Here is an 18,289-nt window from a genome sequence, read left to right on the forward strand (position 1 = left end):
TATGTTTATTCTTCTTTATTTGAAGCTTCTTCTTTAGCTTTTTCTAATTCAGCAGCTTCTTTGGCCTGTTGCACACGTGCTTTTTCAAGATCGTCAACGTGCATAACGTCGTCATCTTCACCTTCATCAAGATCACGCAATTCAACTTCATGATCGTCTTCGTCAAGGACACGCATGTCAAGACCGAGTGATTGCAATTCTTTTACAAGTACTCGGAATGATTCTGGAACGCCTGGTTTTGGAATTGGTTTACCTTTAGTAATCGCTTCATAGGCTTTCAAACGTCCGTTAACATCATCAGACTTGTAAGTCAAGATTTCTTGAAGAATGTTTGAAGCACCGTAAGCTTCAAGGGCCCAAACCTCCATCTCACCGAAACGTTGTCCACCAAATTGTGCTTTACCACCAAGAGGTTGTTGAGTAACAAGTGAGTAAGGACCAACTGAACGAGCGTGAAGTTTATCATCAACCATGTGGTGAAGTTTGATCATATACATGACACCAACTGACACACGGTTATCAAACGGCTCACCTGTACGGCCATCGTAAAGAATTGTCTTAGCATCGCTATCCATACCAGCTTCACGAACAGTATCCCAGAGGTCTTCTGAACTTGCTCCATCAAAGACTGGTGTTGCGATGTGAATACCCAAGTTACGAGCAGCCATACCAAGGTGAAGTTCCATAACTTGTCCGATATTCATACGTGATGGCACCCCAAGTGGGTTCAACATGATATCAACTGGTGTACCGTCTGGAAGGTAAGGCATGTCTTCAACCGGAACAATACGAGAAACAACCCCTTTGTTACCGTGACGACCGGCCATCTTATCTCCAACCTTGATCTTACGTTTTTGAGCAATGTAAACACGAACAAGCATGTTAACACCTGATTGCAATTCATCACCGTTGGCACGTGTAAAGATTTTAACATCACGAACGACACCATCACCACCGTGAGGAACACGAAGTGACGTATCACGTACTTCACGAGATTTATCACCAAAGATAGCGTGGAGAAGACGTTCTTCAGCTGAAAGGTCTTTTTCACCCTTAGGTGTTACCTTACCAACAAGAATGTCACCTTCTTTAACCTCAGCACCGATACGGATAATACCCATTTCGTCAAGGTCTTTAAGGGCTTCCTCACCAACATTTGGCAATTCACGTGTGATTTCTTCAGGCCCAAGCTTTGTATCACGTGTTTCTGATTCGAATTCTTCCAAGTGAACAGATGTATAAACGTCATCTTTCACAAGACGCTCACTCATGATTACGGCATCCTCGAAGTTGTAACCTTCCCATGTCATGTATGCGACGATAGGGTTTTGACCGAGGGCCATTTCGCCACCTTCCATAGATGGACCATCAGCGATGAAGTCACCTTTTTCGACAATATCACCAACCTTAACCAAAGTACGTTGGTTGTAAGCAGTACCTGAGTTTGAACGGCGGAATTTTTGAACAGTATAAACGTCAAGCGAACCATCTTCACGACGAACTTCAACCTTATCGGCATCAGAGTAAACAACTTTACCGTCATGTTGAGCGATGACAGCAGCCCCTGAATCGTGGGCAGCTTGATATTCCATACCAGTACCAACAAATGGTGCTTTTGGATCAATCAATGGCACAGCTTGACGTTGCATGTTGGCACCCATGAGGGCACGGTTAGAGTCATCGTTTTCCAAGAATGGAATACATGCTGTCGCAACGGCAACTACCTGTTTAGGAGAAACATCTACGAAATCTACAAGGTGTGATGGGTACTCTTGGTTATTACCTTGGTGACGACCCATGACGATTTCTTCTGCAAATGTTCCATCTTCATTCAGTTTAGAGTTGGCCTGAGCAACTGTGTACTCATCTTCTTCATCGGCAGTCAACCAAACCACTTCGTTGGTTACCTTACCAGTTGCACGGTCAACCTTACGGTATGGTGTTTGAATGAAACCATACTTGTTAAGGTGTCCGTATGAAGACAAGTTATTGATCAAACCGATGTTAGGTCCTTCAGGTGTTTCGATTGGACACATACGACCATAGTGTGTATAGTGCACGTCACGAACTTCGTATCCGGCACGGTCACGTGTCAAACCACCAGGTCCCAAGGCTGACAAACGACGTTTGTGTGACAACTCTGACAATGGGTTGTGTTGGTCCATGAACTGTGACAATTGAGAAGAACCAAAGAATTCTTTCACCGCTGCAGTTACAGGACGAATATTGATAATTTGTTGCGGTGTCAGGACTTCGTTATCCTGAACTGACATACGTTCACGCACATTACGTTCCATACGAGCCAAGCCAATACGGAATTGGTTAGCAAGCAATTCACCAACGGCACGGATACGACGGTTACCAAGGTGGTCGATATCGTCTACTTTACCGATACCTTCAGCAAGGTTAAGGAAGTAGCTCATTTCAGCCAAGATATCCGCTGTCGTCAAAGCACGAACCTTATCGTCTGGATTGGCATTACCAACAATTGTAACCACACGATCTGGATCATTTGGTGCAACAACCTTGAATTTTTGAAGAACAACAGGTTCTGTAACCACCGCATAATCGTTTGGTGTGTATACAAATTTGTTCAAATCACCATCCAAGTGTTCTGCGATTGAATCAATCACATCACGTGTCATTTCAGTACCAGCTTCAACAAGGATTTCACCTGTTTCAGAATCTACCAAGTTTTCAGCAATAGTTTGTCCCAAAAGACGTGTCTTGATGTTAAGTTTTTTGTTAACTTTGTAACGACCAACAGCAGCCAAGTCATAACGACGTGGGTCAAAGAAACGAGCTACAAGCAAGCTACGTGAACTGTCGGCAGTTTTAGGTTCACCCGGACGAAGACGTTCATAAATTTCTTTAAGCGCTTCATCAGTACGTGAATCTGCTGGGTTTTTGTGGATATCTTTTTCAACAGTGTTGCGAACCAACTCGCTATCACCAAAGATATCAACAATTTCGTCATCACCTGAGAATCCAAGCGCACGCACAAGCGTTGTGAATGGAATCTTACGTGTACGGTCGATACGAGTATAGGCGATGTCTTTTGAATCTGTTTCAAGTTCAAGCCATGCCCCACGGTTAGGGATAACTGTTGAGCCATAACCCACTTTACCGTTTTTATCAACCTTATCGTTAAAGTAAACACCCGGTGAGCGCACCAACTGAGAAACGATAATACGTTCACCACCATTGATGATGAAAGTACCCATCTCAGTCATAATAGGGAAATCTCCAAAGAAGACTTCCTGAGTTTTGATTTCACCAGTTTCTTTGTTAATAAGACGGAAAGTCACAAAGATTGGTGCTGAGTATGATGCATCGTGGATACGAGCTTCTTCAAGTGTATACTTAGGCTCTTTCAATTCGTAACCAACGAATTCCAATTCCATAGTGTCTGTGAAGTTTGAGATAGGAAGTACATCCTCAAAAACCTCTTTAAGACCAGTATCCAAGAAATCTTTAAATGAATCCGTTTGGATTTCAATCAAGTTTGGTAAATCAAGAACTTCTTTGATTCTTGAAAAACTACGACGGGTACGATGTTTCCCGTATTGAACGTCATGTCCTGCCAAGTCTTCTACTCCTTTTCTACATTCGAGACCTGCTTTGCAAGTCGTGCACTTTAAATATTTGCCATTTTTTTAGTGCTTTATCCAATCAAATGCTAAATCTGACCACTCTAATAACAGATACTCAGAGATAGGGCAAGATGTGAATTTTTAGAACCTTTAAATATGCATTACAATGCTTGGAAATCCTAAAAATAAGCACAAAAATAGCAGCTAAATCTGACCGAAAAAACGTTGATTTAACTGCTGTATCTCTTGATTGGACAATATTTCAACCAAGTAAGACGACAAATAGTTGCCTATATTATACCTAATTTTTAGCTTTTTTGCAAGTTTTTGGGAGATTTTAATGACCTCCAAGAATACTAGACCAAGCCTTTTGATAGTCACTATCCGTTCCTCCGATAGCAAACTTGTAAGTGGTGTCGCCAGGCCCATTTTTGGCCCAGTAACTATCAACCATTTCACCACTTACGGAAACATTACGGCCATTGACCGACACTGTTGCTGGCTTAAGACCTGTTGATTTGAGCACACTGGCTTTTATGGCACTTGAATCCATGTTAAACTTATCACCTGTCTTAAAAATACCTGGATTAGCATTGTAGATAGCTGACGTTAAACGAGCCATATATTGGGCATTGTAGGTGTAACCTGTTTTAGAATCGGTCGGCGTATTATTGTCATAACCAGCCCAACCACCAAGGGTAATCCCAGGAGTTGACACAATCAGCCAAGCATCCGCAAAGTTATCTGTCGTTCCTGTTTTACCCATCCAATCGGCTGAAGCTGCTGAACCATTGACATTTTTCAATTCAGAATGGAACTGGGTCGTTGCCCCCTTAACGACAACTTCTTTGAGGAGATTATCCATGATACTTGCCGTAGCCCTCGAGAAAACTTGAACCCCTTCGGATTTATGCTGATAAATAACCTCGCCTGTACGATCAGTAATACTATCAACCATATAACCTTTTTCGTAGACACCACCATTTGAAAGCATCTGATAAGCATTGACCTGTTGGGCGACTGTCGTTTCAATCCCACCACCAAGAGGTAGACTCTCAATATTATAGTTAGCAATATTGTAACCCATCTTGGTCATATATCCCTCAACATCAACATCATTACGCTGAAGCATTTGGTAGGTCCAAAAAGCAGGAATATTCCATGAGGTATTAAGAGCCTCCTGCAGATTCATCATAGCCGTACCCTTATTACCATCGTGAAGAATCGGTGTCCCACCTGTAAAATTGGCTGGATAATTGGAAAGAATACTGGAGCTTCCCATCAAACCTTGATCAATAGCAATACCATAAGCGATAATGGGCTTAATAGAAGAACCAGGAGAACGTGCCGTATCAAAGGCATGGTTATTTTGGTTATTTTCATAACTACGACCACCAACAAATCCTAGAATTGCTCCAGTCGCATTGTCCATCAGTACATTTCCGACTTCAACGCCACTATTGCCACCTTGATCGAGTAGGCCACCATATTGACTAGCAGCATTTTGCATCGCATTATAGACGGCATTGTCAATTGTTGTCTTGACATGATAACCACCTGTTTGTAGCTCTCGAAGAGCCATCTCACGGTAGGTTTCCTTTGTCTTATCATTTTTTAACTCTTGACTTGATACCTTGTCACGCTTCACCAAATAATCATACATGACATCCTGAGCTTCAGACATGACTGAATAGTACAAATAGTCATGACTGACAGCATCTGGATTTTCTCCAGCCTTGAAATCTTTAGTAATATCATAATTCTTGTAACTATCGTATTGTGACTTATCTAGGTAGCCGCCTCGATAGAGATTGTAAAGGACATCTTTTTGACGCGCTAAGCCATAAGACAGGTCATTTGCGTTCTTGAGTTGACCATCTGCGGTATAAGGCGAATAGACAATGGGACTCTGTGGTAAACCTGCAAGATAAGCCGCTTGAGGAACAGTTAAATCCGCTGCAGAAACCCCGAAAATTCCTTGGGCAGCTTCCTCAATACCAGCGATATTTTTTCCCCTATAGTTACGTCCAAAAGGAGAAACATTCAGGTAGTCGGTTAAAATTTCATTTTTTGAAGCACGACGCTCCAGTTGTAGGGCATAGATAATCTCTGCTGCCTTACGCTTAAAGGTCGGGGCATCTCCCGTGACCTGTTGCTTGATTAACTGCTGAGTCAGCGTTGAACCGCCACTTGAGGAACCTACACCTAACACTGATGACACCAAGGCCCTAAAAACCGCCTTTGGTACAACACCCTTATGCTTCTTGAAATTTTCATCCTCAGTTGCGATGATGGCATTTTTGACGTTATTAGAAATCGCATCACTTTCAATCGGAGTTCTCAATAAGTCCGTGTCAATATCTGCAATCTTCTTAGAGTCAGAATAACTCATCGAAGATACCAGACTAACCTCACTAATCTGATTCAACAAGGTTTTATCCTTAATAGACGGAACAGACTCAATTTGACTCCCCAAATAGCCCAAACCAATACCGGCACCAAACAAGGTAAGGACGATAATAACCACATAAAAGAAATCAGACAAGAGTTTTAATGTTTTTAAGAAAACATCGCCCATATCTAGGAAAGTCATCCGGTCCTCAGACGACTTCTTCGCTTGCTTGTGATTTTTCTTAGACTCAGTCACAAGCTTCCCCTCTCCTAAAGATTTCTCTCCTTTTTTAGACCTGAAACCGGCAAACTTTTTACGAATGGCTTGACCTGGCCGTCTAAAAAAATTTATTATTTTTTCAAAATTCATAGAAATACCTCAAAGCCTATTATAACAAACTTTGACAAAGCTTGCATAGGGTTGCTTTCTTTTGGTATAATGGTGCAGAATATACTTTACTGGAGAATATCATGACAATTTTTGAAGAACTAAAAGCACGTGGCTTGATTTTTCAAACCACAGACGAAGAAGCCCTTGTAAAAGCCTTTGAAGAGGGACCTGTGTCATACTACACTGGTTATGACCCAACAGCAGACAGTCTCCATCTTGGGCATCTTGTAGCCATCCTTACAAGCCGTCGCCTGCAATTGGCTGGACACAAACCTTATGCCCTCGTTGGTGGCGCAACAGGTTTGATTGGTGACCCATCATTTAAAGATGCTGAACGTAGCCTCCAAACCAAAGAAACGGTTGAAGGTTGGGTAGAAAAAATTCAAGGCCAACTCTCTCGCTTCCTTGACTTTGAAAATGGTGACAACAAAGCCGTTATGGTCAACAACTATGACTGGTTTGGTTCAGTCAGCTTCATCGATTTCTTGCGTGATGTGGGTAAATACTTCACGGTTAACTACATGATGAGTAAGGAATCTGTTAAGAAGCGTATCGAAACAGGTATCTCTTACACTGAGTTTGCCTACCAAATTATGCAGGGTTACGATTTCTATGAACTCAACGATAAATACGGTGTAACTCTTCAAATCGGGGGATCTGACCAATGGGGTAACATGACAGCAGGTACTGAGCTCTTGCGTCGTAAAGCAGACAAATCTGGACATGTTATCACTGTGCCACTTATCACAGATTCAACGGGTAAAAAATTCGGTAAATCTGAAGGTAACGCTGTCTGGCTTGATGCGACTAAGACTACACCTTACGAAATGTACCAATTCTGGCTCAACGTTATGGATGATGATGCTGTTCGCTTCTTGAAGATTTTCACTTTCTTATCACTTGAAGAAATCGAAGAAATCGGTAAAGAATTTGATCAAGCTCGTCACCAACGCTTGGCACAAAAGATTTTGGCTCGTGAAGTTGTGACCTTGGTACACGGTAAAGAAGCCTACGAACAAGCTGTTCACATCACTGAACAACTCTTCGCTGGTAATCTTAAAGCCCTCTCAGCACGTGACCTCAAAGTTGCTCTCCACGGTGTGCCAACCTATGAAATTTCAGCAGACGAAAATCTTAACATCGTTGAACTTCTCGTCAATGCCAAGATTTCTCCATCTAAACGCCAAGCACGTGAAGATGTACAAAACGGTGCTATTTATATCAACGGCGAACGTATCCAAGACCTTGATTACACGCTTTCAGATAGCGATAAAATTGACAACGAAATCACCGTTATCCGTCGTGGTAAGAAGAAAAACTTTGTCTTGACTTACTAATAAATACCAATTCTCACTCCTTAATGGAGTGATTTTTTTACCTTGGACATTCAACTACAGGTGCACAATAAAAATAGTGGCTGCCTGCGCATCAACTCTCAATACTTACTACTTTCTTCAAGACACAAAAAAACCAGCACTAGGCTGGTTTTTTTGAGACTATCACATTAGTTATAAATCTTGAAAGCGTCGTCGTCGTTTTGACCAACGAATGGCATTGCTTTACGCAATTCAACACCAATCTTTTCAATTTCAAGTTCTTCAGCTTCTTTACGGTAAGCTTTCAAACGTGGGAAGCCAGCATCGTGGTCTTCAACGAATTCACGAGCAAATTTACCTGATTGGATATCAGCAAGTGCAGCTTTCATGTTTTCTTTGACTTCTGGACCGATGACACGTGGGCCAGTTACAAAGTCACCAAATTCTGCAGTATTTGAACATGATTGACGCATTTTCTTAAATCCACCTTCATAAATAAGGTCAACGATAAGTTTCATTTCATGAAGAACTTCAAAGTAAGCCAATTGTGGTGCATAACCAGCTTCAGTCAACACTTCGAAACCTGCTTCAATAAGGTGTGTCAAACCACCCATAAGAACTGCTTGTTCACCAAACAAATCTTCTTCAGTTTCTTCTTTAAATGTTGTTACAAGCAAGCCAACACGTGCAGCACCGATACCTTTAGCCCAGTCCATTGCAATGTTTTGAGCATTTCCTGTTGGATTTTGGTAAACAGCGTAAAGAGCTGGTACACCAAAACCTTCTGTATATGTACGACGTACCAAGTGACCTGGTCCTTTAGGAGCAACCATGAAGACATCAACATCTTCTGGAGCTTTAATGTAGCCAAAATGAATATTAAACCCATGGGCAAAACCAAGAGCTTTACCTGCACTCAAGTTTGGCGCAATTTCATCTTTATAGATGTCTTTTTGAATTTCATCTGGTGCCAAAACCATAATGATATCAGCCAATTTAGTTGCTTCTGCTACTGTGTAAGTATCAAAACCATCTTCTTTAGCTTTATCAAATGATTTACCAGGACGTACACCGATGATGACATCATGTCCTGAATCACGCAAGTTTTGTGCATGCGCATGACCTTGTGAACCGTAACCAATAACAGCAATTTTTTTGCCGTCAAGTGCTGGTACTTTTACGTCTTTTTCATATTCCATTTGAACTGCCATAGTAATATGTCTCTTTTCTAAAAAAATATTTTATTGCCTTTTTAAGGCTGGGTTAACAAATTTAAATTGGATTTTTAATCACGGGTAAATCCAGTCGCACCCGTACGAGCGATATTCTTAATACCATAAGGTCGAATAACTCGTAGAAGCGCCTCGCTCTTTTCAGCATTCCCAGTCATCTGGATAGTAATAGAGCTAGGTGCCACATCAACCACCGAAGCACGGAAAGGTTGAATAATTGCCAAGATTTCAGCACGTTTAGAGGTTGGTGCTGATACCTTAACTAAGATAACTTCACGTTCCAAATGTGGCTGATCTGTAATATCGCGAATGCGAATCACATCAATCTGACGATTGAGTTGTTTGATGATTTGTTCCACCTCATTGTGAGAATTTACATCAATAATAATCGTAATACGTGAAACATTAGGATCCTCTGAAGCACCAACAGAAATACTTTCAATGTTGACTTGACGTCTTGAAAGGACACCTGTGAAGCGGTTAAGGACACCGGAACGGTTTTGAAGTTTAGCAGTTAACATTCTACGCATTGAACTTCACCCCCAACATTTCGTTATTACTCTTACCAGCCGGAACGATTGGCAAAACATGCTCCTTACGAGAGATGTCTACCTCTATGAACATTGGCACATCTTCCTTGATAACTTCCAAATCCTGATCAATTGTTTCTGGATTATCAAACTTATAAGACTTGATCCCATAAGCTTGAGCCATCAATTGGAAATCTGGAAGAGTTTCAAAGACAGATTCTGATGTACGTCCCTCATAGAAGGACTCTTGCCATTGGCGAACCATACCAAGTGAATGGTTGTTGAGCATGACAACCTTGATTGGTACCTTATAAATGTTCAAGATAGCCAACTCTTGGTTAGTCATTTGGAAACCACCATCACCAACAAAGAGAACAACTTCCTTATCAGGATTGGCAATCTTAGCACCAATGGCTGCTGGAACACCAAATCCCATTGTTCCTAGACCACCTGAGGTAACCAGTTGGCGTTCATTTTGGTATGGATAGTACTGAGCAGTCCACATTTGATGTTGACCAACGTCAGTAACCACAACAGCATCACCCTTAGTCAATTCACCGATACGTTCGATAACTGCCTGAGGTTGTACCATACGTTCTTTCTTGTCGTAAGAACGCACACGCTCTTTATCTTTCGTGACTTTTTCAATCCATTTTTCAGTGTTGTTTTTAACAACAGGTTCTGCTAAAAGCATCTCAAGAGCTTGCTTAGCATCTCCAACAACAGGAATATCTACAGCAATAATTTTACCAATTTCAGCCGGATCCACATCAATGTGAACGACCTTAGCATTCTTAGCAAATGTTTTAGGATTACCTGTTAAACGGTCATCAAAACGACAACCAATAGAAATCATAAAGTCAGCGTCAGTCATAGCAATATTAGCTGCATATGAACCATGCATACCTCCCATGCCCAAGAAAAGGGGATGGCTAGTAGCAATTGTTCCTTGACCTAATAGACTTGTAACAACCGGAATTTGGTAGCGTTCTGCAAAAGCGACTAACTCCTTAGCAGACTCAGAATAAGATACCCCACCTCCAGCTACGATAACTGGTTTTTTAGCTTTGCCCAACTGTTTCAAGATTTTCTTAATCTGCATTTCGTTTGGTCTTAGCGTTGGTTGGTAACTTGGAAGATAAATTTCAGGATCGTTAATATAATCCGTTTCCTTAGCTACAATATCTTTCGGAAGGTCAATAACAACTGGACCAGGACGCCCAGTCGTTGCAATATGGACTGCTTCCTTAATAATACGAGGAATATCAGCTGTATCACGAACTTGATAGTTGTATTTGGTAATCGGCATGGTGATTCCAACAATATCAGCCTCTTGGAAGGCATCCTTACCAATACCTGCTGTTCCTACCTGACCTGTAAATACAAGGAGAGGTACACTATCACTCATAGCATCTGCAATCCCTGTGATAGCATTAGTCGCACCAGGACCACTCGTTACCAGAGCAACACCAAGTTTACCAGTTGATTTTGCATAACCCTCAGCTTCATGCAAACTTCCTTGCTCATGACGAGATAAGATATGATTAATCTCGTCATTTTTATAAATAGCATCATACAAAGGAAGAACCGCACCGCCAGGATATCCAAAGATGGTTGAAATCCCAAGTTCAAGAAGTGTATCAAGAATCAAATCAGCACCAGAGCGTGCTTCTTCAAGTTCAATTTTCTTCACATGGACCTCCTTTAGTAGTTGGTTTTTTCCGAATTGTCTAAAAATTCAAAACCTTGTATACTATGATAACATTTTTAACCAGATTTGCAAGGGGTTAGGAGAAAAATATCACAAACCCTTTGGAAAGAATGGTTTTAGTCCTTCTCCTGTGCTTGACGTTCTGCCTTACGCTCTTCAAACTCTTCATCACTCATCAATGTTCCACCGACATTAGCAGATTTGGCAAAAGCTGTGTAACGACGCAACCAACCACTTGAAATTTTTGATTTGAACGGTTTCAAGTGTTTACGACGTTCTTCAAGTGTTGCATCATCGACAAGCAAATCGATGGTACGATTTGGAAGATCAATCACGATTTCGTCACCATCTTCAATCAAGGCGATATTTCCACCTTCAGCAGCTTCTGGAGATACGTGACCAATAGCAATACCACGAGTCGCTCCTGAGAAGCGGCCATCTGTAATAAGAGCTACATCTTTACCAAGCCCACGTCCGACAATCTTAGATGTTGGCGCCAGCATCTCTGGCATACCAGGACCACCTTGAGGACCTTCGTAACGAATGACGACGACATGTCCCTTCTTGACAGTTCCATTGTCAATCAACTCAAGGGCTTGATCTTGTGAATCACAACAAATGGCTTTACCACGGAAAGTTTTAACAGATGGGTCTACACCACCAACCTTGATAACAGCGCCATCCTGAGCAATATTTCCGTAAAGGATAGACAAACCACCAACTGGTGAAATTGGATGTTCGATTGGATGAATGATTTCTTCATTTTTAATTTCAGCACCAGCCACATTTTCTTTCAAAGTCTTACCAGTGACTGTGATGCGGTCACCCTTAATGGCACCTTTCTTAATCAACTGATTAATAATGGCTGGAACACCACCAGCTTCGTGCACATCATGCATGGTGTAAACACTTGAAGGGGCGATTTTAGAAAGATAAGGTGTTTTCTTAGCAATCTCGTTAATGTCCTTGAGGTTATAATCAATTCCAGCTTCACGCGCAATAGCAAGCGTATGAAGAACGGTATTGGTTGAACCACCCATGGCCATATCAAGCGCAAAGGCATCATCAATTGCTTCTTTAGTCACAATATCACGTGGGCGAACATTATTTTTGATGTTGTCCATCAATTTTGTAGCTGCTTGACGAACCAATTCACGACGTTCATCTGAAACAGCTAGGATAGTACCATTACCTGGAAGTGCAAGACCCAAAACTTCCATCAAACAGTTCATTGAGTTGGCAGTAAACATTCCTGAACATGAACCACAAGTTGGACAGGCATTTTTTTCCAAATAATCGAGCTCTTTCTTGCTCATATCTCCAGCCTGATAAGTACCTACAGCTTCAAACAAACTTGATAGCGTAGCCTGATGACCAGTCATGTCAACGCCACCCTTCATAGGGCCACCTGAGCAAAATACCGCTGGCACATTCGTACGCATAGCCGCCAAAATCATCCCTGGTGTAATCTTATCACAGTTAGGAATATAGAAAACCCCATCAAACCAGTGGGCGTTAATAACAGTTTCTGCAGAGTCAGCAATTAATTCACGAGAAGGAAGGCTGTAACGCATCCCAATATGCCCCATGGCAATCCCATCATCTACACCAATTGTATTAAACTCAAAGGGAACACCACCAGCTTCACGGATAGCTTCTTTAGCAATATCTGCCAATTCACGTAAGTGAACATGCCCTGGAACAATATCAATATAGGAGTTACAAATAGCAATAAAAGGCTTTTTCATATCCTTGGAAGATTTAACCTGTCCAGTCGCATACAAAAGTCCACGTGCTGGCGCCTTATCAACACCAACTTTAATCATATCACTTCTCATGATGTTACCTTCAATCTATAAAATTTCTCACATCATATGTTACCACTTTGCAAAGTAATGTCAAGGAATTTTCAGAATATTTCTGTAATTCCGAAAAAGCGTTCCTGCTGTATCGAAATCGACAAAACAAAAAGGAAGCCCTAAGACTTCCTAAATGATTATTTCAAAATTACTCAACGCTAAAGATATATGGATATACTGGCTGATCACCTTGGAAGATTTCAACTTCAATATCTTCGTGTGCTGCTTCCAATTTATCAGCGATTGTTTGAGCTTGTTCTTTATTTCCTTCTTCGCCGACATAAATCATAACAATTTCGCTATCTTCGTCAATCATCTTGTCAAAGGTATCAAGAAGGGCTTGATCCATATCTGGTGTAGACACAAGAATCTTACCATCAACCATACCAAGGATGTCATTTTCATGAATCTCAAGGCCATCAATAGTTGTGTCACGTACCGCTAAGGTCACGCTACCACTTGTGACGTCTGAAAGACTAGCTGTCATCGCTTCAACGTTAGCTTCGATACTTTGGCTAGGGTCGAAAGCAAGCAAGCTTGTAAAGCCTTGTGGAACTGTACGTGTTTCAACAACTGCCGCATTGACATCTACTACTTCAGCAGCTGATTGTGCCGCCATAAAGATGTTTTTATTATTTGGCAAGATGATAACATTCTTAGCATTAACCTGCTCAATAGCCTTAACGATATCCTCTGTTGATGGATTCATTGTTTGACCACCTGAAATCACATAGTCAACACCTTGAGATTTGAAAATATCTGCAAGTCCATCACCAGCAACAACCGTGATAAGGGCAAAATCTTTAGGAGCTGACTGCTCTGTTTGCACAGCTTCTTCTTTTTGCACTTGTGCATCGTGTTGGTTACGCATGTTGTCAACCTTAACTTTGACAAGGGCACCATACTTAAGACCTTCTTGCATGACAAGACCCGGATCTTCCGTATGAACATGGACCTTAACAATCTCATCATCGTTAACGACAAGGAGAGAGTCGCCAAGATTACTCAAGTAATTACGGAATTCTTCATAATCAAAATCTTTGACATATGTAGGTCCTTGTTTAAGAGCAACCATAATTTCAGTACAGTAACCAAATTTGATATCTTCGGTCGCTACATGACCTGCAACAGATTTATGGTGCTCAGCATTAATCATTTCAGTCATGGTAGCAGGCGTTGCTTGGAAATCCTCTGAAGCAATATACTCACCAGTAAGTGCTGACAAGAACCCTTCATAGATAAAGACCAATCCTTGACCACCTGAATCGACAACACCGACCTCTTTTAAAACTGGTAGCATTTCTGGAGTCTTAGCCAAGGCTGCCTTAGCTCCTTCAAGAGCTGCACGCATAACCTCAACAGCATCATCCGTAGATTCTGCTTTTTTAATAGCTGCTGTGGCTGCACCACGAGAAACAGTCAAGATTGTACCTTCAACAGGCTTCATAACAGCTTTATAAGCAACTTCAACACCTGATTGGAAAGCGCTGGCTAAATCCTTACCATCAAGTTCGATTTTGCCTTTGATACTTTGTCCAAAGCCACGGAACAATTGAGAAGTGATGACCCCTGAATTCCCACGAGCACCCATCAAAAGTCCTTTAGACAAGATTTGTCCAACTTCACCAACTGTTGATGCCGTCTGATCAGAAACAGCCTTAGCTCCGTTATCCATGGTCATACCCATATTAGTTCCTGTATCTCCATCAGGAACTGGGAAGACATTAAGCGAGTTCACATATTCTGCCTGCTTACCAAGACGAGTCGCCGCAGCCTCTACCATTTCTTGAAGCAAGCTTGTTGTAATTTTAGACACTAGTTTTCTCCTACGACTTTGATGCTTTGAACGTAAACATTAACAGTTTCAGCCTTGATACCCAATTGATTCTCAAGATTGAATTTTACACGTTCTTGAATATTTTTAGAAACCTCACTGATCTTGACACCGTAACTCATGACAGTGTATACATCCACAGTGATACCTGCATCAGTAGATTTCACGACAACTCCTTTTGCGTAGTTTTCTTTTCCGAGAAGTGCTTGAAAATTATCTCGGATAGCACTCTTACTTGCCATACCGACAACGCCAAAAATTTCTGTTGCTGAACCGCCAACTACTGTTGCGATGACATCATCTGACAATTCGATTTGACCATCTTTTGTATTGATTTTTACAGTCATAATTACTACCTCAAAAAGTTTTTATCAGCTTATTTTACCATATTCAAGCCCACTTGTAAAAAATAAGAAGGAGATACCCCCTGTAGAGAGCATCTCCTCATCAATTTATCATTAAAACTGTCTCTTTATGAGATAACGACGGTACATCACGTAGAGGAATATCGCACGCCATACATTATCAACAACTGTTGCAATCCAGACACCTGCAAGACCCATTCCCAGACTCACTCCAAGGAAGTATCCTGAGAAAATTCGGATGACCCACATCCCAATAGTCGTTGCATAAAAAGGCATCTTAGCCTTACCCAGACCTTGCCAAACTGCTGTGTAGACTAAAGTTCCCGAAGTCACAGGATTCCCCAGAAAAGAATAAAGAATAACTACCTGACTAGCCGCAATAGCTGCTTTATTATCTGTGAAAAGGCCTGACAAACCATGACCAAAACCTAAAATAATTCCCGATACCAGAACCATGAGGACAGTCGAAATCCAGTAAGATTCTCGAATAATACGCTTCATCTGCGCCTTATCCCCCCGACCCAAACTATTGGCAACTAGAATTACCGTCGCTGTCGCTACTCCCATACCAGGCATGTAGTTAAACTGGGTAAGGTTTTCACCAATGGCATTACCACCGACAACAGCTGTACCAAAGGTCACAATAATAGCCACGATTACCACATCACCAGCACGCATCATCAGTCGTTCACCTGCAGCTGGCAAGGCAATCCCCAACAACTCCTTGTTCAACGGTTTAGTGACCTCAAACTGCTTCACATCCAATTTCATGGCTGTCCATAGAATCACTGTCCCAACCAGACGAGAAAAAACCGTTGCTGTCGCAACCCCAATAATCCCCCAATGACCAACAAATATGGCTAAAGAGGATAAAATAGCATTAAGCACATTGGTCAAAAGACTGACAACCATGGAAATACGAGGGCGTCCCTTGGCTCGTAGAATATTACCAAAAGTGGTCATCAATCCTAGAAAGACGACTCCCCCACCGACAAGTGCAAGGTAGAGACTACCAGCCTGAGTCACCGATTGCTCAGTACCTAAAAGATTTAGAATGGTTCCTCCACCCAAAATCGAAAGTAGACCAAGAACCAAACTAAGGGCAAGAGTAATAATGATAGCATCCCAGGTATCTCGGTTGGTCGCTTTGACATCACCTTTTCCTAGACTTCTAGCAATGACACTAGCACTTGAGGCCCCCAAGGCAATAAAGATAGCCTGATAAATGGTAATGATATTATTAGCCACGGAAACCCCTGATATGGCGACAATACCAACCTGCGCCACTAGATAAGAATCGACAACCCCCATCAACATTTGTAAAAGGTTCTCAGCCATAGCCGGCAAGGCTATATTTAGAATTTTCTTTGTTTCTGTCATAATATTCTCTTTTACATTGATAAAAATAGGGCTGATTTCTCAGCTCCTATTTTTTTATTCTTATAAGCCAAGATAGCTTTCAACTGCTTTTTGCATATCAGCTGCCGCAACAACTGTTTTATGGCGAACTTCTGCACGTTCAAGTCCATCTACAGCAGCTGGGATAGCTACACCTGAAAGTTGGTGCAAATCTGCTACCGCTTTGAAGTCATCTCCACTGTCTTTACCAGTGACAGCTGAGACAGCTACACGTGGGAATTTGTAAGGGCTAGCTGTTGAGGCGATGACTGTTGGTGTGTGATCATCTGTCTTTTGAACATAGGCTTCGTAAACCGCTGAGGCAACTGCTGTATGAGGATCTTCAATATATTTGTCTTCCTCGTAAACACGTTTGATTTCAGCAGCTGTTTCATCCTCGGTCGCAAAACCAGCTGCAAACAAGTCTAAAATATCTTGATTTGCATCAGCCAAAGTATACTCACCCTTAGTCACAAGCGCATCCATAAGTTCTTTAGTCTTAGTTGCATCATTGCCAAGAAGGTGGAAAATCAAGCGTTCCAAGTTAGAAGATACCAAGATATCCATTGAAGGACTTGTTGTCACCTTGAAGTCACGTTTCTTGTCGTAAGTACCTGTTGCAAAGAAGTCTGTAAGAACATTATTTTCGTTAGAGGCGCAGATTAACTTGCCAACTGGGACACCAATTTGACGTGCATAATAGGCTGCCAAGATGTTACCAAAGTTACCTGTTGGTACTGTAACGTTAATCTTATCACCGTTTTGAATATGACCCGACTTAACCAATTGTGCATAGGCATAAACATAGTAAACCACTTGTGGTACCAAACGGCCAACATTCATTGAGTTAGCTGATGAAAATTGCGTTTGATGAGCCAACAACTTCTCACGTAAATCAACATCGTTAAACATGCGTTTGACATCTGTTTGGGCATCATCAAAGTTACCATCAATAGCAATAACATGAGTGTTCGCACCTGTTTGAGTAGTCATTTGTAGTTCTTGGATTTTTGAAACACCATCTTTTGGATAGAAAACAATGATTTCAGTTCCAGGAACATCCGCAAAACCAGCCATGGCTGCCTTACCAGTGTCCCCTGATGTCGCTGTCAAGATAACAATCTTATTATCAACACCTTGTTTTTTAGCTGATGTTGTTAGTAAGTATGGCAAAATTGACAGTGCCATATCTTTGAAGGCGATAGTAGAACCATGGAAAAGTTCAAGATTATAATGATCCTTAAGTTTCACAACAGGAGCAATAGTAGCCATGTCAAACTTGTCATCATAAGCATTTGTGATACAGTAATCCAATTCTTCTTCAGTGAAATCATCCAAGAAAGCTGACAAAACCAATTTAGCAACTTCTTGATAAGAAGCGTCTTTCAATTGGTCAAAGTCCAAAGCAACCTCAGGGATTGACAATGGTGTAAACAAACCACCATCTGTTGCCAAACCTTGAAGAATAGCCTGGCTAGCTGTCACTTTATTATTTTCATCACGTGTTGATTGGTATACAAGTGTCATGGTAAATCCTCTTTTTTAGATAGTCTTTGGCTCCATTGTAGCATAATTGTCAGAATATTTCTACACATATTGTGACTTGTGCAAAAAACATTCGGCTTTCACTTGATGTACAGGATTCAAAGACAAGAAAAAATCCGGAATT

Annotated in this window: 11 protein-coding genes; 1 reads left to right on the top strand and 10 read right to left on the bottom strand. The window is 41.4% G+C overall.

The window, feature by feature from the left end; translation table 11 throughout:
* Positions 1-5: 5 nt before the first annotated feature.
* Both rpoB and pbp1b read right to left on the bottom strand, forming a co-directional pair.
* The gene (gene rpoB / locus PCY14_RS06200) at positions 6-3,587 is read right to left on the bottom strand and encodes a DNA-directed RNA polymerase subunit beta (protein ID WP_021152635.1); all 3,582 of its coding nucleotides are present in this window, start codon (positions 3,585-3,587) and stop codon (positions 6-8) included.
* A gap of 343 nt (positions 3,588-3,930) precedes the next feature.
* Positions 3,931-6,354 carry a penicillin-binding protein PBP1B gene (gene pbp1b, locus PCY14_RS06205; protein WP_008536095.1) on the bottom strand — a complete coding sequence of 808 codons (2,424 nt, stop codon included), beginning with the start codon at positions 6,352-6,354 and terminating at the stop codon, positions 3,931-3,933.
* A gap of 101 nt (positions 6,355-6,455) precedes the next feature.
* Between pbp1b and tyrS the strand changes: the two genes are divergently transcribed.
* The gene (gene tyrS, locus PCY14_RS06210) at positions 6,456-7,712 is read left to right on the top strand and encodes a tyrosine--tRNA ligase (RefSeq protein ID WP_002887457.1); all 1,257 of its coding nucleotides are present in this window, start codon (positions 6,456-6,458) and stop codon (positions 7,710-7,712) included.
* A gap of 167 nt (positions 7,713-7,879) precedes the next feature.
* On the opposite strand, the gene ilvC is transcribed toward tyrS, so the two are convergent.
* The 8 genes from ilvC to thrC form a co-directional block, all read right to left on the bottom strand.
* Entirely contained in the window at positions 7,880-8,902 is a 1,023-nt protein-coding gene (ilvC, locus tag PCY14_RS06215; RefSeq protein WP_002887458.1) for a ketol-acid reductoisomerase, read from the bottom strand.
* A 74-nt stretch (positions 8,903-8,976) separates the two neighbouring features.
* Positions 8,977-9,453, bottom strand: coding sequence for an acetolactate synthase small subunit (ilvN, locus tag PCY14_RS06220; RefSeq protein ID WP_021146579.1), 477 nt, complete (start codon positions 9,451-9,453; stop codon positions 8,977-8,979).
* Entirely contained in the window at positions 9,446-11,146 is a 1,701-nt protein-coding gene (locus tag PCY14_RS06225) for an acetolactate synthase large subunit (protein ID WP_021146580.1), read from the bottom strand. Before PCY14_RS06225 ends, ilvN begins: the two co-directional genes overlap by 8 nt.
* Positions 11,147-11,280: 134 nt before the next feature.
* A complete protein-coding gene (gene ilvD, locus PCY14_RS06230) occupies positions 11,281-13,002 on the bottom strand; it encodes a dihydroxy-acid dehydratase (protein ID WP_002887460.1) in 1,722 nt (573 codons plus the stop codon).
* Positions 13,003-13,171: 169 nt separating this feature from the next.
* Complete coding sequence (locus PCY14_RS06235) at positions 13,172-14,839, bottom strand: DAK2 domain-containing protein (RefSeq protein WP_008536092.1); 1,668 nt, start codon at positions 14,837-14,839, stop codon at positions 13,172-13,174.
* Positions 14,839-15,204, bottom strand: a complete 366-nt coding sequence (locus PCY14_RS06240) for an Asp23/Gls24 family envelope stress response protein (RefSeq protein ID WP_002887462.1) — start codon at positions 15,202-15,204, stop codon at positions 14,839-14,841. The genes PCY14_RS06235 and PCY14_RS06240 overlap by 1 nt, the downstream gene beginning before the upstream one ends.
* 111 nt (positions 15,205-15,315) lie before the next feature.
* A complete protein-coding gene (locus tag PCY14_RS06245; RefSeq protein ID WP_293916640.1) occupies positions 15,316-16,602 on the bottom strand; it encodes an MATE family efflux transporter in 1,287 nt (428 codons plus the stop codon).
* Positions 16,603-16,662: 60 nt separating this feature from the next.
* Positions 16,663-18,147 carry a threonine synthase gene (gene thrC, locus PCY14_RS06250; RefSeq protein WP_021146583.1) on the bottom strand — a complete coding sequence of 495 codons (1,485 nt, stop codon included), beginning with the start codon at positions 18,145-18,147 and terminating at the stop codon, positions 16,663-16,665.
* Between the last annotated feature and the right edge of the window lie 142 nt (positions 18,148-18,289).

Origin of the sequence: Streptococcus sp. SV2, from assembly GCF_030440175.1 — a bacterium.
Taxonomy (GTDB): domain Bacteria; phylum Bacillota; class Bacilli; order Lactobacillales; family Streptococcaceae; genus Streptococcus; species Streptococcus raffinosi.